The sequence below is a fragment of the Pseudomonas marincola genome (genome assembly GCF_900682675.2).
GTDB classification, from domain to species: domain Bacteria; phylum Pseudomonadota; class Gammaproteobacteria; order Pseudomonadales; family Pseudomonadaceae; genus Aquipseudomonas; species Aquipseudomonas marincola.
In genome coordinates this window covers 3,812,086-3,836,823 of sequence record NZ_LR215729.2, presented here as the reverse complement: position 1 = coordinate 3,836,823, position 24,738 = coordinate 3,812,086, and the positions used below count along the sequence as shown (strand labels likewise).

General features: G+C 58.7%; 16 protein-coding genes. 4 read left to right on the top strand and 12 right to left on the bottom strand.

Annotation, left to right across the window (positions count from 1 at the left end; genetic code table 11):
- Nucleotides 1-37 precede the first annotated feature (37 nt).
- From PMYSY11_RS17720 to PMYSY11_RS17665, 12 genes are all read right to left on the bottom strand, one after another.
- Nucleotides 38-1,054 carry a class I SAM-dependent rRNA methyltransferase gene (locus PMYSY11_RS17720; protein WP_150547605.1) on the bottom strand — a complete coding sequence of 339 codons (1,017 nt, stop codon included), beginning with the start codon at nt 1,052-1,054 and terminating at the stop codon, nt 38-40.
- Nucleotides 1,055-1,159: 105 nt separating this feature from the next.
- Nucleotides 1,160-2,341 carry an acetyl-CoA C-acetyltransferase gene (locus tag PMYSY11_RS17715; RefSeq protein ID WP_150547604.1) on the bottom strand — a complete coding sequence of 394 codons (1,182 nt, stop codon included), beginning with the start codon at nt 2,339-2,341 and terminating at the stop codon, nt 1,160-1,162.
- Nucleotides 2,342-2,436: 95 nt separating this feature from the next.
- On the bottom strand, nt 2,437-3,309 hold the full coding sequence (locus PMYSY11_RS17710; protein WP_150547603.1) for an oxygenase MpaB family protein: 873 nt from the start codon (nt 3,307-3,309) through the stop codon (nt 2,437-2,439).
- Nucleotides 3,310-3,410: 101 nt separating this feature from the next.
- Nucleotides 3,411-5,348, bottom strand: a complete 1,938-nt coding sequence (gene acs, locus PMYSY11_RS17705) for an acetate--CoA ligase (protein WP_150547602.1) — start codon at nt 5,346-5,348, stop codon at nt 3,411-3,413.
- A 158-nt stretch (nt 5,349-5,506) separates the two neighbouring features.
- On the bottom strand, nt 5,507-7,171 hold the full coding sequence (pgi, locus tag PMYSY11_RS17700) for a glucose-6-phosphate isomerase (protein WP_150547601.1): 1,665 nt from the start codon (nt 7,169-7,171) through the stop codon (nt 5,507-5,509).
- Nucleotides 7,172-7,324: 153 nt separating this feature from the next.
- Nucleotides 7,325-8,173 carry a pantoate--beta-alanine ligase gene (gene panC, locus PMYSY11_RS17695; protein WP_150547600.1) on the bottom strand — a complete coding sequence of 283 codons (849 nt, stop codon included), beginning with the start codon at nt 8,171-8,173 and terminating at the stop codon, nt 7,325-7,327.
- On the bottom strand, nt 8,170-8,970 hold the full coding sequence (gene panB, locus PMYSY11_RS17690; RefSeq protein ID WP_069897957.1) for a 3-methyl-2-oxobutanoate hydroxymethyltransferase: 801 nt from the start codon (nt 8,968-8,970) through the stop codon (nt 8,170-8,172). Before panB ends, panC begins: the two co-directional genes overlap by 4 nt.
- Before the next feature lie 255 nt (nt 8,971-9,225).
- Complete coding sequence (gene folK, locus PMYSY11_RS17685; protein WP_150547599.1) at nt 9,226-9,720, bottom strand: 2-amino-4-hydroxy-6-hydroxymethyldihydropteridine diphosphokinase; 495 nt, start codon at nt 9,718-9,720, stop codon at nt 9,226-9,228.
- The gene (locus PMYSY11_RS17680; protein ID WP_069897955.1) at nt 9,720-11,114 is read right to left on the bottom strand and encodes a polynucleotide adenylyltransferase PcnB; all 1,395 of its coding nucleotides are present in this window, start codon (nt 11,112-11,114) and stop codon (nt 9,720-9,722) included. Before PMYSY11_RS17680 ends, folK begins: the two co-directional genes overlap by 1 nt.
- Nucleotides 11,115-11,786: 672 nt before the next feature.
- Nucleotides 11,787-13,211 carry a sigma-54-dependent transcriptional regulator gene (locus PMYSY11_RS17675; protein WP_069897954.1) on the bottom strand — a complete coding sequence of 475 codons (1,425 nt, stop codon included), beginning with the start codon at nt 13,209-13,211 and terminating at the stop codon, nt 11,787-11,789.
- Nucleotides 13,212-13,385: 174 nt separating this feature from the next.
- Nucleotides 13,386-16,340: a sensor histidine kinase gene (locus tag PMYSY11_RS17670; protein ID WP_170860635.1), complete on the bottom strand. Its 2,955-nt coding sequence runs from the start codon at nt 16,338-16,340 to the stop codon at nt 13,386-13,388.
- Nucleotides 16,324-16,500 carry a hypothetical protein gene (locus PMYSY11_RS17665; protein WP_003244646.1) on the bottom strand — a complete coding sequence of 59 codons (177 nt, stop codon included), beginning with the start codon at nt 16,498-16,500 and terminating at the stop codon, nt 16,324-16,326. The genes PMYSY11_RS17670 and PMYSY11_RS17665 overlap by 17 nt, the downstream gene beginning before the upstream one ends.
- 291 nt (nt 16,501-16,791) lie before the next feature.
- On the opposite strand from PMYSY11_RS17665, the gene PMYSY11_RS17660 reads away from it, so the two are divergent.
- From PMYSY11_RS17660 to PMYSY11_RS17645, 4 genes are all read left to right on the top strand, one after another.
- Nucleotides 16,792-20,082: a transglutaminase family protein gene (locus tag PMYSY11_RS17660; RefSeq protein ID WP_150547598.1), complete on the top strand. Its 3,291-nt coding sequence runs from the start codon at nt 16,792-16,794 to the stop codon at nt 20,080-20,082.
- A 53-nt stretch (nt 20,083-20,135) separates the two neighbouring features.
- Complete coding sequence (locus PMYSY11_RS17655; protein WP_150547597.1) at nt 20,136-22,631, top strand: circularly permuted type 2 ATP-grasp protein; 2,496 nt, start codon at nt 20,136-20,138, stop codon at nt 22,629-22,631.
- Entirely contained in the window at nt 22,628-23,551 is a 924-nt protein-coding gene (locus PMYSY11_RS17650; protein ID WP_150547596.1) for a transglutaminase family protein, read from the top strand. The genes PMYSY11_RS17655 and PMYSY11_RS17650 overlap by 4 nt, the downstream gene beginning before the upstream one ends.
- A 240-nt stretch (nt 23,552-23,791) precedes the next feature.
- A complete protein-coding gene (locus PMYSY11_RS17645) occupies nt 23,792-24,643 on the top strand; it encodes a mechanosensitive ion channel family protein (RefSeq protein ID WP_150547595.1) in 852 nt (283 codons plus the stop codon).
- Nucleotides 24,644-24,738: the final 95 nt, after the last annotated feature.

The following is a 24,738-nucleotide window of genomic DNA, read 5'->3' as shown; positions in this document are numbered from 1 at the left end:
CAGGATTTCTAGCGCACAGACCGACCCTGACGCCTTGCTAGAAGCGTAGCACCAGGGTTTTCAAAGGCGGCTGGCCGTCACTTGAGGGGAAGTCTGCGGCTGGCTCAATCTGCTGCCATTCGCGCACGGGGCGACCCAGTTTGGTCGCGCAACGCAGCACCTGTTCGCGCCAGTCCGCGAGCGACACCTTGGCCAGGTTGTTGCAGCACACCAGCACGCCATCTTCGGCAGTCGCCAGAATGGCGGGCTTGAGCAGGCTCTGGTAATCACGCAGCAGGTCTACCGTGCCGAACGCGCTTTTGGCCCAGGCGGGAGGGTCGAGAAACACCAGATCAAATTGACGCTGGGCCATGCGAATGTAGCTTGGCAGCTTTTGACCACGGCGCTGGGCAATCGGCAAACCGGCGAGCTGGCGGATGGCTGGAAAGTAATCGGACTGCACAAACTGCATGGGCGGCAGGGTCGGATTAAGCAAACCGTTCTCTTTGCCCACCGCCAGATTTCCTTCGGCGAAATCCAGGTTGACCACTTCGCGGGCGCCACCGGCCGCAGCAGCAAGACCGACGCCGCAGGTGTAGGCGAACAGGTTAAGCACCGACTTACCAGCGCTGTGCTCTTTGATCCAGCCGCGTGCATTGCGCAGATCGAGGAACAGTAGAGGATCTTGTCCGGCGTGACGGCCACGAACCCGGTAGTTCAGGCCCCATTCGCGACCGACCAGATCTTCCAGTGCAGCAGGTTCGGCTGCGTAAATCGGATCGCTACGATCAATCCGCGAGTTACCCTGCGAGCGGTCGTTATAGACCAGTAGAAACTGTTTATCGAGCTGCTCACAGCACTGCTCAGCCAGTTGCAGGAGTTCGTCGCGGCTGAGGGTTTGGTGGAAGCTCTGCACCAGTAGCTGGTCGCCGTAGCGGTCGACAGTCAGGCCGCCAGCGCCTTCCTGGCTGCCATGAAACAGGCGATAGCAATCGGTCTGCTGCTGGTGAAGTTGTTCGATCAAGGGTTGGCGATTAGCCATAGCGGCGCGCAGCGCCAGTGTGAGAGCGGACATGCGCGACGACTCAGAAGGGAAGATAGCGCTAGTTTATCAACAAAAACGCCAGCACTGAGCCCACTAATTGCGGGCGGTGCTGGCGTTGCGAGTTGGCGCTGGTGTTTAGTCGCGCTGCAGCGCCAATGCCACACCCTGGCCGCCGCCGATGCACAAGGTTGCCAGCCCTTTCTTGGCATCGCGTTTGATCATCTCGTGCAGCAGTGTCACTAACACGCGGCAGCCTGATGCGCCTATCGGGTGACCGAGGGCGATTGCGCCGCCGTTAACGTTGATTTTCGCCGTGTCCCAGCCCAGTTCCTGATTAACCGAAAGCGCTTGGGCGGCAAATGCCTCGTTGGCTTCGACCAGGTCGAGGTCTTCGATTTTCCAGTTGGCTTTATCCAGGCAACGGCGAGTTGCAGACACCGGACCGATGCCCATGATTGCCGGGTCTACACCTGCGTTGGCGTAGCTGGCGATGCGCGCCAGAACCGGCAGGCCGAGTGCCTTGGCTTTGTCAGCGCTCATCAGTAACACGGCAGCGGCGCCGTCATTCAGGCTTGAAGCATTGCCGGCGGTTACGCTGCCGTCCTTCTTGAATGCCGGTTTGAGTTTGCTCAGAGACTCGGCTGTTACGCCCGCGCGCGGTCCTTCATCCTTGCTGAATGCAACCGGGTCGCCCTTGCGCTGAGGGATCATGACCGGAGTGATCTCGGCATCGAAACGGCCAGCCTCAATCGCGGCAACGGCTTTTTGCTGTGAGGCCGCCGCGAAAGCGTCTTGCTGTTCGCGGCTGATCGAGTACTTGTCGACCAGATTCTCTGCGGTGATGCCCATGTGGTAATCATTGAATGCATCCCACAGGCCGTCGGTGATCATGCTGTCGATAACCTTGGCGTGACCCATGCGCAAGCCTGTGCGAGCCCCCGGCATCACATACGGGGCCAGGCTCATGTTCTCCATGCCGCCAGCAATGATTACCTCGGCATCGCCGCAGCGAATGGCCTGAGCGCCCAGATGCAAAGCTTTCAGACCGGAACCGCAGACTTTGTTCAGGGTCATGGCGGGCACTGCATTTGGCAGCCCGGCCAGAATGGATGCCTGACGCGCCGGGTTCTGGCCTGAGCCTGCGGTAAGCACCTGGCCGAGTATGACTTCGTCGACGTCGGTCGGCGCAAGATTTGTTTGCTCAAGCAGACGACGAATAACGGCGGCGCCGAGCTCTGGCGCCGGAATGTTTGCCAGAGAACCCTGGAATGTCCCAATGGCGGTGCGCGTAGCGGCAACAATTACGACTTCTTGCATGGTTGGCTCCTGATTGAAAGCAGCGTGTCAGGCCGCGAGTAGATCGATGGTTGCGCAGAGGTTCGGCTGGCAACCGGTAGGGCTAAAATTCTGGGCTATTGCTCTATACCCAAACGCTTGCGCGCCCGGTGAATAGCCCCGCTGCGCACGGCCCAACGCAGCAGCGGGGCAAGCTGATTGATGCTGGTGCGGATCAGTCGGCTGCGCTGCGGGCTGACCGGCTGGCCAAGCATACGCTGCGCCCATTCAGGCAGAAGGTCGATACCGCCTTGCATGAACAGTTTGCCAGCCACTCCAGCTAAAAGGCTGGGCGCGGGTGCGTTGAGCAGAATCTGCAATATCTCCAGGGAGCGCTCATCGCACAGCAGTTGCGGGCGCATGTCCTGTAAATACTCTGCAACTTGCGCCCGCGAGCGCGGCACATTCGTTGCGCCCAGGCGTTCGGCAATAAAGGCTATTTCAGCGTAGTAACGATCCTGATCCGCGCCGGATAAATTCGGGTTACGGTAGCGCAGGTGCGACTGCAGGAAACTATGAACCTCGGCAACATGCACCCAGGTCAGCAGTGCGGGATCACTGGCTGCATAGCTGCGCCCGTCTGGCGCGGTACCGGTGACTTGTAAATGAATGGTTTTGACCTTTTCGATCAGCCAGTCGGCATCGGCTTTGGCGCCAAAGGTGGTACCGGATATGAACTGGCCGGTGCGTCGCAGGCGCCCTAACAGGTCCTGACGAAAATTCGAGTGATCCCATACGCCCGCCAACGCCAGCGGATGGAGGGCCTGCATCAGCAGGGCACTAATACCGCCCACCAGCATGCTGGTGAAATCGCCATGTACTTGCCAGCTAATCGAATCGGGTCCAAACAGGCCGGGATCACCTTTGGGGTTTTCGAAGTCGATCTGGCCGAGCGCAATCCCGCTGAGCCCGAGCACTTGGCTTTCGATTTTTTTGCGAATGTATTCCATGGCGATAGTGTGCTGCTTTGCACCTAGTGCGACAAGCTCAGGCCCGCCATAAGCCAGCCAAGGTTGTGGGAGTGCGTCCCGCACCCTTGGCTGTACGGCTGTTATTGATTCAGGCGTGAGTCGATCAGCCCGTCGACTACGCTTGGATCTGCCAGCGTTGAGGTGTCCCCCAGCGTGTCGAGTTCGTTGCAGGCAATCTTGCGCAGAATACGCCGCATGATCTTGCCTGAGCGGGTTTTCGGCAGCGCCTGAGCCCACTGCACCAGATCCGGTTTGGCAAAGCTGCCGATTTCCTTGCTGACCAGCGCCAGCAGTTCCTGCTGTAGTGCTTCCGTGGGCTCGACGCCGCGCATGGGGGTGACGAAGGCATATATGCCCTGGCCTTTGAGGTCATGTGGATAACCCACGACGGCAGCCTCGGCAACGGCATCATGCAGCACCAGAGCGCTCTCGACTTCTGCCGTGCCGATGCGATGGCCGGAGACGTTGAGCACATCATCGACGCGGCCAGTAATCCAGTAATAGCCGTCTTCGTCGCGTCGCGCCCCGTCGCCGCTGAAGTAATAGCCGGGATAGGCGCTGAAGTAGGTGTCGATCATGCGCTGATGATCACCGTAAACGCTGCGAATCTGGCTTGGCCAACTGGCCTTCATCGCCAGTACGCCGCTGCCGACGCCGTCGATTTCCTTGCCTTGCTCATCCAGCAAAACTGGCTGCACGCCGAAGAATGGACGGGTGGCCGAGCCGGGCTTGAGTTCGGTTGCACCGGGCAGCGGGGTGATCATGATGGCGCCGGTTTCGGTCTGCCACCAGGTGTCGACAATCGGGCAGCGTTTATCGCCGACCACATTGAAATACCATTCCCAGGCTTCCGGGTTGATCGGCTCGCCAACGCTGCCAAGCAGGCGCAAGCTGCTGCGCGAGGTACTTTTTACGGGTCCATCGCCTTCGCGCATGAGGGCGCGCAAGGCCGTCGGCGCGGTATAGAAAATATTCACCTGATGCTTGTCGACCACCTGCCAGAAGCGCGAAGCGTCCGGATAATTCGGCACCCCTTCAAAAATCAGGCTGGTGGCGCCATTGGCCAGCGGGCCGTAGACGATGTAACTGTGGCCCGTGACCCAGCCGACGTCTGCGCTGCACCAATAGACATCGTCGTCGTGATAGTCGAACACGTATTTGTGCGTCATCGCCGCTTGCAGCAGGTAACCACCGGTGGTGTGCAGAACGCCCTTGGGTTTGCCGGTGCTGCCCGAGGTGTAGAGGATGAACAACGGATCTTCGGCGTCCATCGGTTCTGGCGCGCAATCAGCCTCAACTGCGTGTACGGCTTCGTGGTACCAGATGTCACGGCCGCTTTGCCAGTCGATCTTGCCCTCGGTGCGTTGAACCACCACCACGGTGTCGACCTTCGGGCAGCTCTGCAGCGCCTTGTCGACGTTGGCCTTGAGCTGAATGTATTTGCCGCCGCGCACGCCTTCGTCTGCGGTGATTACCATTTTGCAGTCACAATCGAGAATCCGGTCGCGCAGGGCGTCTGGCGAGAAACCGCCAAAGACTACAGAGTGCACGGCGCCGATGCGGGTACATGCGAGCATGGCGTAGGCGGCCTCGGGAATCATGGGCATGTAAATACACACGCGATCACCTTTCTCGACGCCGCGTTCTTTCAGCACGTTGGCCAGTCGGCACACATGGTGATGCAGCTTGTTGTAGGTGATGTGCGCGGATTCGCTGGGATCATCGCCTTCCCAGATAAAGGCAATCTGCTCGCCGCGCTGTTGCAGATGGCGGTCTATGCAGTTGTAACTGACATTGAGCTTGCCGCCCTTGAACCAGGTCGCGTGACCTTTGCGCATATCCACGTGGTGCACGCTCTGCCATGGCGTAAACCAGTCGAGAAACTGCTTGGCCTGTTCGGCCCAGAAGGCTTCGGGCTGCTCGACAGACTGACGATACAAGCGTTGATAGTCACCGTCGTTGAGGTGCGCACGTTGCCGGACGGCTTCGGCAACCGGGTGACGAGTAATCTCAAACATGGCGGGTCCTTTGTAGTTGTTTGTCCGCGATGTTTACAGGGTGGACCCGAGGCGGCTCAGGTTCAAGTATTGGCCGCCCGGCTGTCGGGGCAAGAGGAGGGGAAAACTGGAGCTGGCAACCTGCCCGATTGCCGGGCAGGTGCCACTTGGGCAGGCGATTAGCCGCGGTGACGGGCGCGGAAAAACTCGATCAAACCTTGGGTAGACTGATCTTCCGCGGTGCTTGCTTCAGCGCCGGTAAGACGCGAGTAAACGCCTTTGCCCAGTTCCTTGCCGAGCTCGACGCCCCACTGGTCGAATGCGTTGATACCCCAGATCACGCTCTGGGTAAAAACCTTGTGCTCATAAAGCGCCACCAGCGCACCCAGACGGCGCGGGCTGATGCGTTCAAGTACCAGCGTGTTGCTCGGGCGGTTACCCGGGATCATCTTGTGCGGCGCGAGGTACTGCACTTGGTCTTCGCTGAGGCCTTGCTTGCGCAGTTCAGCTTCGGCTTCATTGCGGCATTTGCCGAGCATCAACGCTTGGCTCTGCGACAGGCAGTTGGCGTACAGCCACTGGTGATGGTCTTCCACCGGATTATAACTGACCACCGGCACAATGAAGTCAGCCGGAATCATTTGCGTGCCCTGATGCAATAACTGGTGGTAAGCATGCTGGCCGTTACAGCCCACGCCGCCCCAGATGACCGGTCCGGTGTCGCAGTTTACCGGTTGGCCGTTCTGCATCACGCGCTTGCCGTTGGACTCCATGTCCAACTGCTGCAAGTGCTTGGTTATATTGCGCAGGTAATGGTCGTACGGCAGGATCGCCTGGCTTTGTGCGTCCCAGAAATTGCCATACCAGATGCCCAGCATTGCCATCAACACCGGCATGTTTTCTTCAAAAAGAGCGGTCTGGAAGTGCTTGTCCATGCTGTAGGCGCCGGACAACAGCTCTTTGAAGTTGGACATGCCAATGGTCATGGCAATCGGCAGACCGATCGCCGACCACAGCGAGTAACGGCCGCCAACCCAGTCCCACATCGGGAAGATGTTGTCTTCACGAATCCCGAAGGCCATGGCCGCCGGCTTGTTGCTGGAAACCGCAATAAAGTGGCGATACAGCTCTGCTTCAGTGCCGCCCTGAGCGAGATACCAGCGGCGGGCCGCCTGCGCGTTTTTCAGGGTTTCCAGGGTGCTGAAGGATTTCGACGAGACGATAAACAGCGTGGTTTCAGCGCGCAGTTTGGCCGAGAGTTCATGGAAGGAGCTGCCGTCAATGTTGGCCAGGTAATGACAACGCACGCCGCGCTGGGCGAACGGCAACAGCGCTTCGGAGACCAGTTGCGGGCCGAGGAATGAGCCACCGATACCAATGTTGACCACATCGGTGATCGGCTTTTCGGTGTAGCCGCGCCACAGGCCGTCATGCACGCTGCCGACCAGTGCGGTCATTTTGTTGAGAACCTGCTGCACCTCAGGCATGACATCTTCGCCATCAACCAGCACCTTGTCGCCAATCGGGCGGCGCAGGGCTGTGTGCAACGCGGGGCGGTTCTCTGAGGCGTTGAGGTGCTCGCCAGCGTACATCGCTTCAATGGCGTCCTGCAGGCCGCACTCACGCGCCAGCTGCATCAGCAGGTCGCGGGTTTCGGCGGTCATCAGGTTTTTCGAGTAGTCGAGAAACAGGCCGCAACTGCTCAGTGAGAATGTGTCGAAACGTTGGCTGTCCGAGCTGAATGCATCGCGCATGCTGAAAGACTGCATGGCTTCTCGGTGCCGGGTTAAAGCCTGCCAGGCGGGAAGGGTGGTGACATCCTGCGGATGCTCGTAATACGCCATGACGTAAGGCTTCCTCTTGCTAATGGGGCTAAAGGCAGTCGCGCTGCCAACATTGTTATCACCGCTACCTTAGTGCATTTGTGCAGGCCAGTGAAACCGGACCTGCACGTGCTGCATGGCGATAGCGATTGTTATAAGAGGCTGTTTGGCGGTCTAACGTTCAACGACGAGGTTATCGATCAAACGAGTTGTGCCGGCAAAGGCCGCCAGCAAAATGACCAGATGGCGGTCTTCAGCGGTTGCTGGTCGCAGGCTGTAAGCTTCGCGGATTTCCAGGTAGTCAGGGCGAAAGCCCGCATCCAGCTGCGCCTGCTGGGCCGTTTGGATCAACGCGGCAAAGTTGTTCTCGCCAGCCTTCAGCGCTTCGGCAATTTGCTGCAGCGAGCGATAAAGCGCCGGGGCTGCGGCGCGTTGCTGGTCGCTGAGAAAACCATTACGCGATGACAGTGCCAGGCCGTCGGCAGCACGGACAGTGGGTGCGCCGATAATTTCAACCTGCATATTGAGATCGCGAACCAGCATGCGGATGACCGCGAGTTGCTGGTAATCCTTCTGGCCAAACACAGCGATATCCGGTTGCACCATGTTCAGCAACTTGCTGACAACGGTAGCTACGCCTTCGAAGTGACCGGGACGGCTGGCGCCACACAGGCCCTCAGTAACGCCCGACACGCTGACGCGAGTCTGGCTGTCCATGCCATGCGGGTACATGTCTTCGACGCCGGGATGAAACAGCAGATGACAACCCGCATCTACCAGCTTTTGCTGGTCGTCACGAAGCGTGCGCGGGTATTTATCGAGATCTTCTGATGGGCCAAATTGCAGCGGGTTGACGAAAATGCTCGCCACTACAAAGTCTGCATTCTGCGCGGCACGCTCGACCAGTGCGATGTGCCCTGCATGCAGATTGCCCATGGTTGGCACAAAGCCAATTGTTTTACCTTGCGCGCGCGCCTGGGCGATGGCCGCACGTAGTTCGTTGACGGTTTTAACCGTGTTCATGCAGAGAATCCGTGTTCGGCTGCTGGGAAGCTTTGATCTTTGACGGCGGCCACATAGGCGCTCATCGCGGCCTGAATGCTGCTCTGACCTTCCATGAAGTTCTTCACAAACTTCGGTGAGCGGCCACTGAGCGACATGCCGAGCATGTCGTGCATGACCAGTACCTGACCGTCTGTTGCGGCGCCTGCCCCAATGCCGATAACCGGAATTTTCACTGCCTGGGTAATTTCTTCAGCCAGCTCGCTTGGCACGCACTCAAGCAGCAACATGGCCGCACCGGCCTGCTCAAGGGCGATGGCATCCGCGCGCATCTGACGCGCCTGTGCTTCATGGCGGCCTTGAACTTTGTAGCCGCCAAGCACATTCACCGCCTGCGGTGTAAGGCCCAGGTGCGCGCATACCGGCACGCCGCGCTCGGCCAAACGGGCAATGGGCTCTGCAAGCCATGCCGAACCTTCAAGTTTGACCATGTGCGCGCCAGCCTGCATTACCGCCGCGCTGTTAACCAGCGCCTGCTCGGTGGTGGCATACGCCATGAAAGGCAGGTCGGCCAGAATCAGTGCGCCCTGATTGCCGCGTTTGACGCAGGCGACGTGATAGGCCATATCGCTGACACTGACAGGCAGGGTGCTGTCATGTCCCTGCAGGACCATGCCCAGTGAGTCACCCACCAGCAGAATTTCAACGCCTGCCTGGCATGCGACGTGCGCAAAGGTGGCGTCATAGGCGGTCAGCATGGCGATCTTCTCGCCACTCTGCTTGAGATTTTGCAGAGTTGTTAGGGTTATATCAGGCATGAAAATGGTCCTCACTCAGGCATTCAGTAGGCTGTTGAACAGCTCCATATTGGCCTGCATTGGCCTCGGTTCTCACCGGTGCTTGGCAACGGGACGCCTATAGTCCAGATGGGCGGGCATGAAGTCAATTGCAGGTGTTACCGTCTTGTTACTAGCGGGTGCACCCATGCGTATCTGGTGGGCGAATTATAGGTTTAATTGTGTCCGGTGTATCGGCTCAGAGCCCACGCCCATCGGGGCTGCAAGGTAACGGATTCAGTGCGGGGCTGACGCCAGCCGCTCAAGACCTGTGAAGGGGCAGGCCGCCAATAAATCATTGAGGCTGCGCCCGTCAGGTAACACAAGGTCGGGGGCTATTTCGGCTAACGGGTAGAGCACGAACGCGCGGGCATGCATGTGGTAATGCGGCACGGTCAGGCGCGGCAGATCAATGCGCTGGCTATCGAACAGCAGAATATCCAGATCGAGGGTGCGCGGGCCCCAGCGCTCGGCTTTGCGTACGCGGCCCTGGTCAAGTTCGATGGCCTGCAGGGCATCAAGTACTTGCAAAGGTTGCAGGCTGGTTTCTATCTCGGCGACGGCGTTGACATAACGCGGCTGGTCTTGCGGGCCGAGTGGGTCGCTTGAGTAAAACGACGAGGTGTTTTGCAGGCGTGTCCCGGGCAGCGCGGCGATGGCATTCAGCGCGCCGCGTAATTGCACAAGGGGCTCGGCCAGGTTACTGCCGAGGCCGATAAATACCCGGGCCATTATTCGTTGCCAGCGCCTTCGCCAGACGGGCTGCGCTTGCGCTTGTTGCCGCCACGCCGGCGTTTACGCGGCGCCGAGTCATCTTTAGACGAGCTCAGGTCGCGAATCATATTGCGCCGCTCGCTGTCACTGGCTTCCTGATAAAGCGTCCACCAGTCGCCAAGGCCGTTGGTTTCCTCACCGGCGCTCTCGCGCAGCAGCAGGAAATCATAACCAGCGCGGAAGCGTGGATTCTCAAGGAGCTGATCGGCACGCTTGCCGCTGCGCCGGGGCAGGCGTTCCTGCATGTCCCAGATCTCGCGAATCGGCATGGTGAAACGCTTGGGAATGGCGATGCGTTGGCATTGCTCGTTGATCAGGTCATGCGCTGCTTCCTGCATGGCCGGAATCGCAGGCATGCCGCGTTCCTGAAGTTTCAGCACGCGGGCCGGTAGAGCAGGCCAGAGCAGTGCGGCAAACAGGAACGCCGGCGTGACCGGTTTGTTCTGCTGGATGCGCAGGTCGGTGTTGCTCAGCGCATTGTGAATCAAGTCGTCGGTGTAGTCCGGGTTGTCACGCAGCGCCTTGGCGGTGGCCGGGAACAGCTGCTCAAGCAGGCCGTAATCAACCAGCAAGTCGTAGGTGAATACCGCGTAACCGGCGAGGAACAACTTGAGAACTTCTTCAAACAGGCGCGCAGAAGGAATTTCACCCAGCATTGGCGCCAAGGTGTAGATCGGCGCCGCGGTGTGCTTCTCGATGTCGAAATCCAGCTTGGCAGCAAAACGCACCGCCCGCAGCATCCGCACCGGGTCTTCCTGGTAACGCTGGGTCGGGTCGCCAATCAGGCGGATCAGGTTGTTGCGAATATCGTGCGCGCCATTGGCGTAGTCGAGAATGCGTTCGCTGACCGGGTCGTAATACAGCGCGTTAATCGTGAAGTCGCGACGCTGGGCATCGTCTTCCAGATTACCGTAGACATTGTCCCGCAGAATTCGGCCGCTCTCGTTGCGCGAAGACTGGTTGCTGTTTTGCGGCTCATCGCCCTGCGGGTGATTGGCGCGGAACGTTGCAACCTCAATGATTTCGCGGCCAAAGTGCACATGCACCAGACGAAAGCGTCGGCCAATGATTCGCGCATTGCGGAACTCGGCTTTGACTTGTTCGGGGGTTGCACTGGTGGCGACATCGAAGTCTTTCGGGTCGATATCGAGCAACAGGTCGCGTACGCAGCCACCCACCAGATAAGCCTGATAACCGGCATTTTGCAGGCGCTCGACAATGCTCACGGCATAGCGACTGATCTGCCCGCGCTTGATCGGGTGCTGGTGGCTCGTCAGCACCTCGGGGGTACTGTGCGAGTGCTTATTGCGACGCAACGGTGTGCGAAATGACTTGAACAGCTTTTTCAGCATGGGGTGCACTGTTTGACGAAATGGCCGGCCAGTTTCAATGATGACCGCAAGGATGGCGCGGATTCTAGCATTGAGTGGGGCAATCGTGTAGGACGGAAAGAAATCAGGCGGGGATTAACCGAGCGGAAACTACAAGGGGAGCCTAAGCTCCCCTTCAAGTAGTTACATTCTTTATTGTTATTATTGCGGGCTTGTTGTTTTTGTAAATTTACCCGTTCCATCAGGTCTGCGACCTGTGGAAAACCTCTCAATGAGAGGATTAATAGCAAACGGATTTGTTTGGACGCTGACATTGCAATGATCATCCAGTGATCCAACCAGTTCGGGCGCTGCTTATAAGCAGTTTTATTGTTCTCAGTCCGGTTGTGGGGTCAATCCCAAAAACATGTCCTCTCCAAAAGAATCAGTTAGCTGCGCCTCCGGCTTGTTGTTTTTGTTGTTATGGAGTCGATACGTCTTATTTTTATTATTTTTTTGCTGCTTGTTATTGTTGTTGTGCCCTAAAGAAAGCAGATGCCGTGCCAACTTTTAAAAGTGCTTTAAAATCAATGGTTTAGAGATTTTGCATTTTCTTCGAACATGAAAAAGCCGGGGTTACGTTACCGTAAGTCCCGGCTTCTGTTACCTGCTCTGGCGTGGGGTAACAACCTCACGCCGCTGGGCGCACACGCGCTACTCCGCGGTTGTGCCCGATTTGCGGCGCGGAATACCCAGGCGCTGGCGGCGTTCCCACAGGCATTTACGGCTGATGCCCAATTTGCGTGCAAGCTCGGTCTCAGTCATGTGTTCCTGATGCTCGAGAACGAAGTGCTGGAAGTAGTCTTCCAGTGACAGGTCCTCGGTCGGTTCCATGCTGGTGCTGCTTGTCGGGTTATGCGCTTCGCTGTAAGGGTCGTCGTCATCAAGGTCGTCGAGTTCGACATCGATGCCCAGCAGCTCGGCTGAAATGGCGGCGCTTTCGCACAGGATCACTGCCCGCTCAATCGCGTTCTCCAGCTCCCGCACGTTGCCGGGCCACGGATACTGGCGAATGGCTTGTTCGGCGTCGTGGGCAAAGTGCAGGTCGTCGCGGTTGATGCGCTTCGACTGGCGGCTTAAGAACGCCAGGGCGATTTCCATTACGTCACTGCCACGCTCGCGCAACGGCGGCAGTTTCAAGGCGATGACGTGCAGGCGGTAGAACAGGTCTTCGCGGAACTGGCCGGTTTTCGCCAGCGTTTTCAGGTCGCGGTGGGTGGCTGCAATCAGGCGTACATCGACCTTCTGTGATTGCACCGAGCCAACGCGGCGAATTTCACCTTCCTGCAGTACCCGCAGCAAGCGGGCTTGCGCTTCAAGCGGCAGTTCGCCGATCTCGTCGAGGAACAGGGTGCCGCCATCGGCGGCCTCAACCAAGCCAGCACGACCGGCGCTGGCTCCGGTGAAGGCGCCTTTCTCGTGGCCGAACAGTTCCGACTCGATGAGGGATTCCGGAATGGCTGCGCAGTTGACTGATATCAGCGGCGCCTTGGCTCGGCGCGACAGATTGTGCAGGGCGCGGGCGACCAGTTCTTTACCGGTGCCGGATTCGCCCTGAATCAGCACGTTGGAATCGGTGGGCGCTACCTTGCGGATTTTGCTGTACATCTCGAGCATCGACGAGCACGAGCCAATAATGCCGATGTCACCATTGAGGTTGTCGGCGGCTTTGTCATCGGCGCGTGCGCCTTCTGCGGAACTGCGCTCGGGTTGCGCTGCGCTGGTTGCCCGGTGGTCGCGCAGAATGCGCGCAACGGCCTGGAGCATTTCATCGTGATCAAAGGGTTTGGCGATGTAATCGACCGCACCCATTTTCATTGAGTCGACGGCAGAGCGCAGGCTGGCGTAGCTGGTCATGATCAGTACAGGCTTGCCTTCACTGAGCTTGATCAGTTCGGTGCCGGGCGCGCCGGGCAGACGCAAATCGCTGACGATGAGGTCAAAGCCTGGAATGCTGAAGCGTTCTTGCGCTTCTTGCACCGATCCGGCTTCGCTGACTTCATACTGGTTACGTTCAAGCAGGCGTCGCAGGGCAGAGCGGATAATAGTTTCGTCTTCGACGATCAAAATATGTGGCATCAATTCAGTCTCTCGACGTTCTAGAGCTTATGCAATTACCGCATGGTCGTGTCTTGTGCTGCTGAAGACGCACCGCGATTGCCCGAATGGCCAGGCAATGGCTGTTGGTGTGTTTAAGTTCAGCAGGCTTGACGCTGGCATGAGGCATTTTGCTTCGAGGCTCGTGTCGCTGGTTCAAGTCGCTATTGACGTCGCTTCGACATGCCGTGGCAGTGTCACCCTGATTCGGGTGCCTCGCTGAGTGGCGGTGTCCACCGGGCTGTCGATTGTTATTTGTCCATAATGCTCTTCCACGATGGAATAGACCAGAGCAAGGCCGAGTCCGGTGCCTTTTCCTGGGTCCTTTGTGGTGAAAAAAGGCTCGAAAAGTCGGTCGATTATAGCCTTGGGAATGCCACTGCCTTCATCTTCGACAATCAGATCAACGGTGTGCTCGCCCGCTTCAGTCTTGACCCGGATTGAAGATCCGCCGGGCGATGCATCGCGTGCGTTAGACAACAGATTGATCAGCACCTGAGCCAGACGTTGCGGGTCGCCATCTGCCCAATGGTCCGGGTCGCAGAGATTGAAGAAGCGAACCTCGATGCTTTCGCGGTTGAGTGACAGCAGGCCGATTGCATCCTGCGCCACCTGCGCAAGGCACACCGGCTCGTCGGCCTGTTGATGGCTGCCGGAGTGGGCGAAACTCATCAGCGAGTGAACGATGCGCGTTACCCGCTTGGTCTGCTCAAGAATCTGCTGACTGATTTCGGTCAGCTCGCCGTCGTCTTCGCGTTCTTCACGTAGATTTTGCGCCAGACAGGCGATGCCGGTGATCGGGTTGCCAATCTCATGGGCCACGCCAGCCGCCAGCCGGCCAATGCTGGCAAGGCGCTCGGAGTGAATCAGCTTGTCTTCGAGGTGCTGGGTTTCGGTGAGGTCTTCAACCAGTAACACCAGGCCGCTGTTACCCGGCGCCAGAGGCTCGTCAATCGCCGCCTTGTGCAGGTTCAGCCAGCGACTCTGGCCGTCGGTGGTGAGGCGTTGTTTGTGTAAGTGCTGATCCGGCATCTCGATAAAGCTGTCGAGCAGGCTGCGCCACGGCTCGCCCAGCGTGGTCAGGCGTGAGCCAACTACACGTTGAGCTGGGATCTCGGTGAGTTCCTCCATGGCTTTGTTCCACATGAGGATTTCCTGATCCTTGGCCAGTGAGCAAACGCCCATTGGCAGCTCCTGCAAGGTTTGCCGGTGATAACGGCGCAGGGCGTCAAGCTCGGCCGCAAGCCCGGTCAGGCGCGAGTGATAATCCTCAAGGCGGCTTTCAATGAAGTGAATGTCTTCGGTGACATAGCCTTCGCTCTCGGACTTGTACGCCAGAAACGTCTCGACAATATCCTGCGCCACGCTTGGGCCCATCAGGCCGGAAAGGTTGGCTTCAATGCGGTCGCGCAGGCGACGCAGTGCATAAGGGCGACCTTCGTCAAACGGTAGGTGCAAGTCGCGCAGCGCTTGTTCAACCTCGCGCTGTGCGGTTTTTGCGCCCAGTGGTTTGGCCAGTTGTGCGGCGAATTCTTGTGGCGACAGGGCAACCAGTTCGCGACGTTGCGGGCGCCGGACGTTATCGACGGCACAGGCTTCTGCGGCGCTTTTTTCCTCTTCACTGGCATCGGTGAACACCGACACCAGAGTGAATACCAGAACGTTTGCCGCCAGCGACGCAATGGCTGCAAGGTGCCAGCTGTCGTCATCGAGAATGTAGATGATGTTCAGAACCGGGACGAATACACCGTCGTAGTTGCCCAGCAACGGCAGCAGCATGCCCAGCGACCAGACCACGATGCCAGCAAGTAAGCCGGCAATGAAGCCGCGTCGGTTGGCCGTTGGCCAATACAGCACAGAGAGCACGCCCGGCAGAAATTGCAGCGTGGCAACAAAGGCAACAATGCCCAGGCTTGCCAGATCCTGCTCGGACTTGAGCAAGGCATAGAAGCCATAAGCCGCGAGAATGATGGCGCAGATCAGGGCGCGGCGTGTCCACTTCAACCAACGGTAGATATTGCCCTCAGCTGGTGGCTGATACATCGGCAGGACCACGTGATTGAGCACCATGCCCGAGAGCGCCAGCGTGGTCACAATGATCAGGCCGCTTGAGGCGGACAGACCGCCGACGAAGGCGATCATCGCCAGTGCTTCGCTGTTTACCGCCAGGCCCAAGCCGAGGGTGAAGTATTCCGGGCTGATGTTTACCCCCGTTTTCAGGCCCGCCCAGAGAATCAGCGGTATCGGCAGGCTCATCAGCAGCAGAAACAGTGGTACGCCCCAACTTGCGCTGATCATTGCGCGTGGGTTGAGGTTTTCGGTGAAGGTCATGTGGTACATGTGCGGCATGACAATCGCCGAGGCAAAGAACACCAGCAACAGGGTTCGCCATGGGCCTTCCTGCAGCGGCGTGTGCAGGCTGTTCAGCGCGACCTGATTTTGCACCAGCCAGTGTTCAAGATCGCCCGGGCCATTGAATACACTGTACAGCGCGTAGAGGCCGATTGCGCCAAGGGCGACCAGCTTCACCACCGACTCGAACGCAATGGCGAAAACCAGGCCTTCGTGTTTCTCACGGGTGGCAATGTGGCGGGCACCAAACAGAATGCTGAACAGTATCATCAAGGCGCAATATCCCACCGCTACCCTGGCTTGCATGGCCTCACGGGTGAGAATGCCGATCGAGTCGGCCACTGCCTGAATCTGTAATGCCAGCAGCGGCAGTACCCCGATCAGCATGAACAGGGTTGTGAGCGCGCCGGCCCAGGTACTGCGAAAACGGAAGGCAAACAGGTCCGCCAGTGACGACAACTGATAGGTGCGGGTTATCTTCAATATCGGATAGAGCAGCACGGGCGCCAGCAAGAATGCGCCGGAGACGCCGAGGTAACTGGCCAGAAAGCCGTAGCCGTATTGATAGGCCAGACCGACCGTGCCATAGAACGCCCACGCGCTGGCATACACGCCGAGCGAGAGGATATAGGTCATCGGGTGGCGAATGATCCAGCGCGGGATAACGCCGCGTTCGCTGACCCACGCGACACCGAACAGGGTCAGGAGATAGGCGGCGCTGATCAGAACCAGCTGGCTAATGCTAAAGCTCATCGGCATCACGCTGACTCTGCAGAATAAAGGTCACAACAATCAGGATCAGCCACAGTAAGTAAGGCCGATACCAGGCGCCATTGGGGTCGATCCACCAGTCCATGATGGCGGGGGAAAACAGGTAGATTCCCACCACCAGAATCAGAACCAAGCGATAAATATACATGCGGCGTCTCTTATTTCGGTCTGCTGATGTTACCGGATGCACGCCACAGTAGGTAAGTTGCTGGCGTAAAGCAGTTGAGGCCGGTTACAACATGCGATGTAGGGCCAGGGAGTTTGGCCTGCGCTGATTGCTATACAGGGGCCGCTTTTGTGCGTGCCCCGAAGTTCCTTCCGGTTTGTGCGCTGTTTTGGTGCCTTTCGCGTTGCTGCCCGCATGCCATCTCGCGCTGCGACGCGGCTGGCATAACTCTTGCGCTGTCCGGTTATCGTCAAGGCTCGCGGGAGGCATGCTGTGTCGATTCATATTGCGCTGCACCACGTTACTCATTACCGCTACGACCGTGCGGTGAATCTTGGCCCGCAGATTATTCGCCTGCGCCCGGCGGCTCACAGCCGTACCCGTGTGCTGTCATATTCTTTGAACGTAGAGCCGGGTGAGCATTTCATCAACTGGCAGCAAGATCCACAGGGCAATTATCTGGCCCGTGTGGTGTTTCCCGAGAAGACCACCGAATTGAAGGTGGAGGTTGATCTGGTCGCCGAGATGGCGGTGTTCAACCCATTCGACTTTTTCCTTGAGCCTTACGCCGAGAAAATCCCGTTCGATTACACCGACAGCGAGCAGCGCGAGCTTGCACCGTATCGGGTCAAACTGCCGGCCACCGAGCGCTTTGCCAAGTACTTGCAAGCGATAGAGCTGACGCCCACCCCCAGCATCGATTTTCTGGTGGCGATCAATCAGCGGGTGGCGGCGGATATTGCCTACCTGATCCGCATGGAGCCGGGCGTGCAGAGCCCGGATGAGACGCTGAGCAACGGCTCGGGCTCGTGTCGCGACTCCGCCTGGCTGCTGGTGCAGCTGCTGCGCCACCTCGGGTTAGCCGCACGGTTTGTTTCGGGTTATCTGATCCAGCTCAGCGCAGACGTCAAAGCGCTTGATGGGCCTTCCGGCACCGAAGTTGATTTCACCGATTTGCACGCCTGGTGCGAGGTTTATCTGCCAGGCGCCGGTTGGGTTGGGCTGGATGCAACCAGCGGTTTGTTTGCCGGTGAGGGGCATATCCCATTGGCCTGCAGCCCGGAACCATCCTCCGCTGCGCCGATTACCGGCGGCGTGGATGAATGCGACAGCGAGCTTGTGCATGAAATGCATGTCGAGCGTATCTGGGAGGCGCCACGCGTTACCAAGCCTTATTCCGAGCAACAATGGAACGCGATCAATGCGCTGGGCAAACAGGTGGACGCAGACCTGTTAAGTGCGGATGTACGCCTGACCATGGGCGGCGAGCCGACCTTTGTGGCGCTGGATTACCCGGATGACGATGAGTGGAACGTCGCCGCATTGGGGCCGAATAAGCGACGCCTGGCCAGCGATCTGTTCACGCTGTTACGTGAGCATTACGCGCCGCAGTCTTTGGTGCATTTTGGTCAGGGCAAATGGTATCCCGGTGAGCAATTGCCGCGCTGGTCACTCAACTGTTACTGGCGTCGCGACCATCAGCCGATCTGGCACAACCCGGCGCTCTATGCCGATGAGCAAACCGATTACGGCGCAGACGCAGCGCAAGCTGCCGCGTTCGTTGCGTCACTTGCCGAGCGTTTGGGCATTACCGGCGAGCACGCCTTTGCAGCCTATGAAGACTGGCTGTATTACCTGTGGAAAGAAGGCTCGTTGCCCGACAACGTCACCCCGCAGGACCCGAAGCTGTCAGATCCGCTGGCTCGCGAGCGGCTGCGCAAAGTATTCGAGCAGGGCCTCGATAAGGTCGTCGGCTACGTACTGCCGTTGGCGCGACTGGATAGTGGCGTGGGTTGGCAGACCGGCAGTTGGTTCCTGCGCGGCGAGCATTGCCGGCTGGTGCCGGGGGATTCGCCTTTGGGCTATCGCCTGCCGCTTGAGTCGCAGCCCTGGGTGCGTAAACAGGATTATCCGTACATAAACCCTGAAGACCCGTCGCAAAAATTTGCGCCTTTGCCAAACGCCTCCACCTTGCGCGCGCAGTTGCGTGGCGTCTGGCAGGGCAATCAGAACTCTACCTGCGAGCGCCCGGTGCGCGGCAAGTCGGCAAGTAACATCGTGCGCACCGCGCTGTGCGTTGAGCCGCGTGATGGCCGCCTGTATGTGTTCATGCCGCCGCTGAGCAAGCTGGAAGATTACCTGCAACTGGTCAGCGCCATTGAAGCGACGGCCGAAGCGCTGGATTGTCCGGTATTGCTGGAAGGCTATGAGCCGCCACACGATCCGCGCTTGCAGTTTTTCCGCATAACGCCTGATCCAGGCGTTATTGAAGTGAATATTCATCCGGCGTCGAGCTGGGATGAATTGGTCGAACGCACCGAGTTTCTTTATGAGGCTGCGCGTCAGTGCCGGCTGAGCAGCGAGAAGTTCATGATCGACGGCCGTCACACTGGCACTGGCGGCGGTAACCATATTGTTCTGGGCGGTGCGACACCGGCCGACTCGCCCTTTCTGCGGCGTCCGGATGTACTGCGCAGCCTGATCAGCTATTGGCACAATCATCCGTCGCTGTCGTACCTGTTTTCGGGCTTGTTTATTGGCCCGACGTCGCAGGCGCCGCGGGTAGACGAGGCGCGAAACGATGCCTTGTACGAGTTGGAAATAGCCTTCGCGCAAATGCCCGACCCCGGGCGTGACTGCCCGCCATGGCTGGTCGATCGTTTGCTGCGCAACTTGCTGGTGGACGTGGCCGGTAATACCCATCGCGCCGAGTTTTGCATCGACAAACTGTACTCGCCGGACTCGGCGACAGGGCGCTTGGGGCTGGTTGAGCTGCGCGGATTCGAGATGCCGCCGCATGCACAAATGAGCCTGGCCCAGCAGCTGTTGATCCGCGCATTGCTGGCGCGCTTCTGGAAAGAACCCTATACCCCGGCCAAGCTGGTGCGCTGGGGCACTGAGCTGCATGACCGATTCCTGCTGGCACATTATGTCGAGCAGGACTTTGCCGATGTTCTGCAGGAGCTGAGCTGCTTTGGCTATCGCATGCGCCCGGAATGGTTCGCCGCGCATCTGGAGTTTCGTTTCCCGCGCGCGGGCGACTTCAACGTCAAGGGCATCGAGTTGGAGCTGCGGCAGGCGCTTGAACCGTGGCATGTGCTGGGCGAGGAGGGCGCAGCCGGTGGTGCGGTGCGCTATGTCGACTCATCGCTGGAGCGCATGCAGGTTAAGGTTTCGGGCATGCTGCCTGATCGCTTTGTGCTGACCTGCAACGGCCGCGCAGTGCCGATGCGGCCAACCGGCAAAGTTGGCGAGTTTGTCGGCGGTGTGCGTTACCGCGCATGGCAGCCGTCGAACTGCTTGCAGCCGACCATTGGCGTTCACGCGCCGTTGGTGTTTGACTTGATCGATACGTGGATGAATCGCTCGCTGGGCGGTTGCCAATACCATGTGGCGCATCCCGGAGGGCGCAATTATGAGACCTTGCCAATCAACGCTTATGAGGCCGAGAGCCGCAGGCTGGCGCGTTTCTTCCGTATCGGCCATAGTCCCGGCAAGCGGTTTGTACAACCTGAAGTCCCTAATAATGAATTGCCAATGACCCTCGACCTGCGCCGAAGTTGAACATTTAACTTTTAGTGTTGGTGAGCGCTGATTGACTTGCTGCCGAGACCTTGATGGCTGACCTGCTAGCTGATTACCCGCGAAGTGCGGGCACATACCACGAACTGCTGGATAGCAAAGGGCGGGTGCGCGAGCATTGGCAGCGGCTGTATCAGCAGTTGCAGCGCAGCACGCCCGCGCAGATTCAGCAGCGTCAGGCGTTGGTCAGCCGGCAGATTCAGGAAAACGGCGTTACTTACAACGTTTACGCCGACCCCGAAGGCGCTGATCGCCCTTGGGAGTTGGACCTGTTGCCCAATCTGATTCCTGCCAATGAGTGGCAGCAGATCGCCGCCGGTGTCGCCCAGCGCGCCACTTTGCTGAATCAGGTCTTGGCCGATATTTATGGCCCGCAAGAGCTGATAGCCGAAGGCTTGTTGCCGGCCGAATTGATCTTCGGTCACAACAATTACTTATGGGCCTGTCAGGGCATCAAGCCGCCGGGCGGCACCTTTCTGCACTTCTACGCGGTCGATTTAGCGCGCGCTCCCGATGGTCGCTGGTGGGTTACCGCAGACCGTACACAAGCTCCATCTGGCGCGGGTTATGCGCTGGAGAACCGGCAAATTATCTCTAAGGCTTGGCCTGATCTTTACCGCGATTTGCATGTGCAGTATCTCGCCAGCTTCTTTCGTAACCTGCAGGACACGCTGGCTCGCGAAGCGCCTGCGCAGGATGAGACGCCGCTGGTGGTGTTACTGACGCCTGGGCGGTTTAACGAAAGCTACTTCGAGCATGTGTATCTGGCCCGCCAACTCGGTTATCCACTGGTTGAGGGCAGTGACCTCACGGTGCGCGAGGCGACGGTTTACCTGAAAACCTTGGCCGGTCTGCGTCGGGTACACGCTGTGTTGCGGCGACTTGATGATGATTTTTGCGACCCGCTGGAGCTGCGTACAGATTCCGAGCTGGGTGTGCCCGGTTTGCTTGAAGCGGTGCGTCAGGGCCGGGTGTTGGTGGCTAATGCGCTGGGCAGTGGCGTGCTGGAGTCGCCCGGGCTGCCCGGATTCTTGCCAGCCATCAGCGAGAAATTGCTAGGTGAGCCGCTGCTGTTACCGTCCATTGCCAGCTGGTGGTGCGGTGAGCCGCCGGTTCTCGAAGAAGCACTGGAGAAGATGCCATCGCTGGTGCTGCGCTCGTGTTTCCCCTCGCAAAAATTTACCCCGGTATTGCCCGGCGAGCTGGACGCAGCCAAGCGCGCTGAACTGATGGCGCGCCTCAAAGCCCGGCCTTACGTGTATGTCGCCCACGAACTGGCGCAGCTCTCGCAGGCTCCGGTGTGGGAAGAGGAAACGGCCAACCTGCAGGCACGCCCGATCGGCATGCGCGTATTTGCGGTCGCCAGCGCCGATGGCTATCGCATAATGCCCGGTGGTTTGACGCGGGTGGCGGCCGATGCCGATGCCGAAGTGGTGTCGATGCAACGTGGCGGCACCAGTAAAGATACTTGGGTGCTGGGTGCCCGCGTTGCCGGTAACGAACCCTGGCAGGGCGTGCGCCCGGTCGGCACGGCTGATCTGGTGCGCAGTGACCCGTTCCTGCCATCGCGTGTGGTCGAGAATTTGTACTGGTTTGGCCGATACAGCGCGCGCTGCGAGGATTCCGCGCGACTGCTGCGCATCATGCTTGGGCGTTATGTCGATGATGACGCTCCGCAGGCGCTGGACGCTGCGCTGTGCTTGGGTGAGCGGCTGGGGCTGCTGCCGGCAGAAGATGATGACCTCGTAAGCCTTGAGCAGCGCTTGTTTGAGGCATTGCTGGGCGCGGATTGGCCAGCGAGCCTGCAGGCCAATCTGCAACGCCTGATCTGGACCGCAGGCAGCGTGCGCGGCAAGTTATCGCAAGCCAATTGGCAGGCGCTGCTTGAGCTGCAACGTGAAGCGCAAGAGCTGCAAAAGCCCAACGGTGATGTCGGTGAATCACTGGATTTTCTTGAAGGTCTGCTGATGTCACTGGCGGCTTTGTCCGGTTTCGCCCTGGACGACATGACCCGCGATGACGGCTGGCGATTCTTGATAATTGGTCGCGCTATTGAGCGGCTGCAGTTCATGGCGGAGAGCATCAGCGGCTTTTTACGTCACGCTGCCGCGCAAGATCAGTCGGCGCTGGAGTGGCTGTTGGAATTGGGCAACAGCAGCATTACTTATCGCACCCGCTATCTGGCATTCGCCCAGTTGATCCCGGTGCTGGATCTGCTGTTGCTTGATGAGCAGAACCCGCATGCCGTGATCTTCCAGCTGCGCAATCTGTTGCGCTCGCTCGACTATCTGGGTGAGCGTTTTGATTACAGCGACGACGGCGCTCTGGTTGCGCTTGAGCGGCAACTGAGCAGCTTCAAGCTGAGCTCGCTGGAAAACGTATTGTTCGGTGCCAGCAGCATTGAGGCTGTGCTGGATGGGCTCGCCGGGTTGCTTGATGACATCGCGCTGGCGGCCGGGCAGGCATCTGATAATCTGGGGTTACGTTTCTTTGTGCATGTCGATGCCAGCAAGCGGACCCTGTCAACATGACGCGCTCAGCCCAGTACGAAATCCTCCACGATACCCATTACCGCTATTCGGCACCCGTTTCGCTGGCCCAGCAGTTGGCCCACTTGTGGCCGCGTGAATGCGCCTGGCAAATTTGTCATGGTCAGGCGTTGCAGGTCAGTCCGCCGCCGTGTCAGCGCATCGAGCGGCAAGATGTGTTTGGTAATCCGTTAACCCGCATGGTATTCGAGCGTCCGCACGACAGCCTGAGTGTTCTGGCGCGCTTGCACATCGAGGTTCTGCCGCGTCCGGTTGTCCATCAACAGGCCTCGCCACCTTGGGAGCAGGCACGCGCTGCGCTGGGGTACTCGGGGCAACCGTTTGCCGGTGAGGCGCTGAATGCGCTGCGCTATCGTTTCGAGTCACCCTATGTGCATCTCAAACAGCGGTTTGCAGATTACGCCGCGGACTGCTTCCCGCCAGACAGGCCGCTGCTGATAGGTGTTCAGGCGTTGATGGAGAAGATTTTCAGCGAGTTCACCTTCGACGCCGTGGCCACTCAAGTGGCGACTCCGCTGATCGAAGTACTAGAGGCGCGGCGCGGTGTTTGTCAGGACTTTGCTCACCTGATGCTCGCCTGCTTACGCTCCATCGGCTTGGCGGCGCGTTATGTCAGCGGTTATCTGTTGACTCAGCCACCGCCCGGCCAGGCCCGTTTGATTGGCGCTGATGCGTCACATGCATGGGTTTCAGTTTTCTGCCCGAAGCATGGCTGGGTCGATTTCGATCCGACCAATAATGTCTGCCCTGGGCTTGAACACATCACCCTGGCGTGGGGGCGTGATTTTGCCGATGTGTCACCGCTACACGGCGTGATATTGGGCGGTGGTAATCACGACCCTGAGGTTCAGGTGACAGTGATGCCCATTTCCGCCACCAGCGAATCCCTCGCCGCGCTATAACGGCCTGCAACGACAGCTCTGCCTGCAATCGCTGGCGTTTTGCTGCGGCTGAGACTTATTTCAGGCGCAATTTCGACGGTATTCAATCTGCGTGCTAACTTTTTGAAGGGACTTTTAAGTCCAGACCTAAAGGTTAGTTATCGTTTGTTTTAGGCTGCGCAGAGCGCGGGCTTGCGGTAGACAGCGAGAACAGGACGGCAATGCTATTCCAGCATTATTCCTCGCATTTCGGAGCAGGCTATGGATGACACAACGATAGTCAATATCGGTACGGAAAAACTCAACGCGCTCTACAACCTGGTCACCCAATACGGCGCTGCGTTTGCGATCAAGATCCTTTCGGCAATTGCGTTCTGGGTCGTCGGTCGCTGGCTCATCGGTGTGGCGATCAGCATGGTGCAAAAAGCCCTTGGCCAGCAGAAGGTTGACCCAACCGTTCTGCGCTATGTGGGTAACTTCATTTCGGTCACCCTCAACATCATTCTGGTCATCGGTATTCTTGGCTACTTCGGTGTGCAGACCACCAGCCTTGCTGCATTGATTGCCGCAGTAGGTTTGGCGATCGGTATGGCCTGGTCGGGTTTGCTGGCTAACCTGGCGGCGGGTGGTTTCATCATCGTGCTGCGGCCATTCAAAGTGGGTGACTTCATTTCGGCAGGCGGCGTAACCGGTACTGTGACCGAGATTGGCCTGTTCGTTACCGGGATCAATACCCCGGATAACGTGTTGACCCTGATCGGCAACAACAAGATTTTCTCCGACAATATCCAAAACTACTCACATAACGCTTATCGCCGCGTCGAGTTGAAAGCGCAGCTGTCTGGCGCCGCGGACTACAAAGCGGCAGTGGCGCTGCTCAAAGAGCGTATCAGCGCCATCGACAATGTGATGGCGAACCCACCGGTGGATGTCGAGATTCTCGAGTTTAATCTGGTTGGCCCGGTGCTGGCTGTGCGTCCTTACTGCCATACTGACCACTACTGGCAGGTGTATTTCGACACCAATGCGGTAATCAAAGACGCGTTGGGCGAGGGCGGTTTCCCTGCACCGATGCCGGCGCAAACCATCATCATGCAGCAGCCCGCCAGTTAAAACGGTGAGACACAAAAACGCCGGAGCATGCTCCGGCGTTTTTGTGTCTGAGGCAGCGATAAAGCCCCAATGCGGCAAGCGCAATTAAGCGCGGT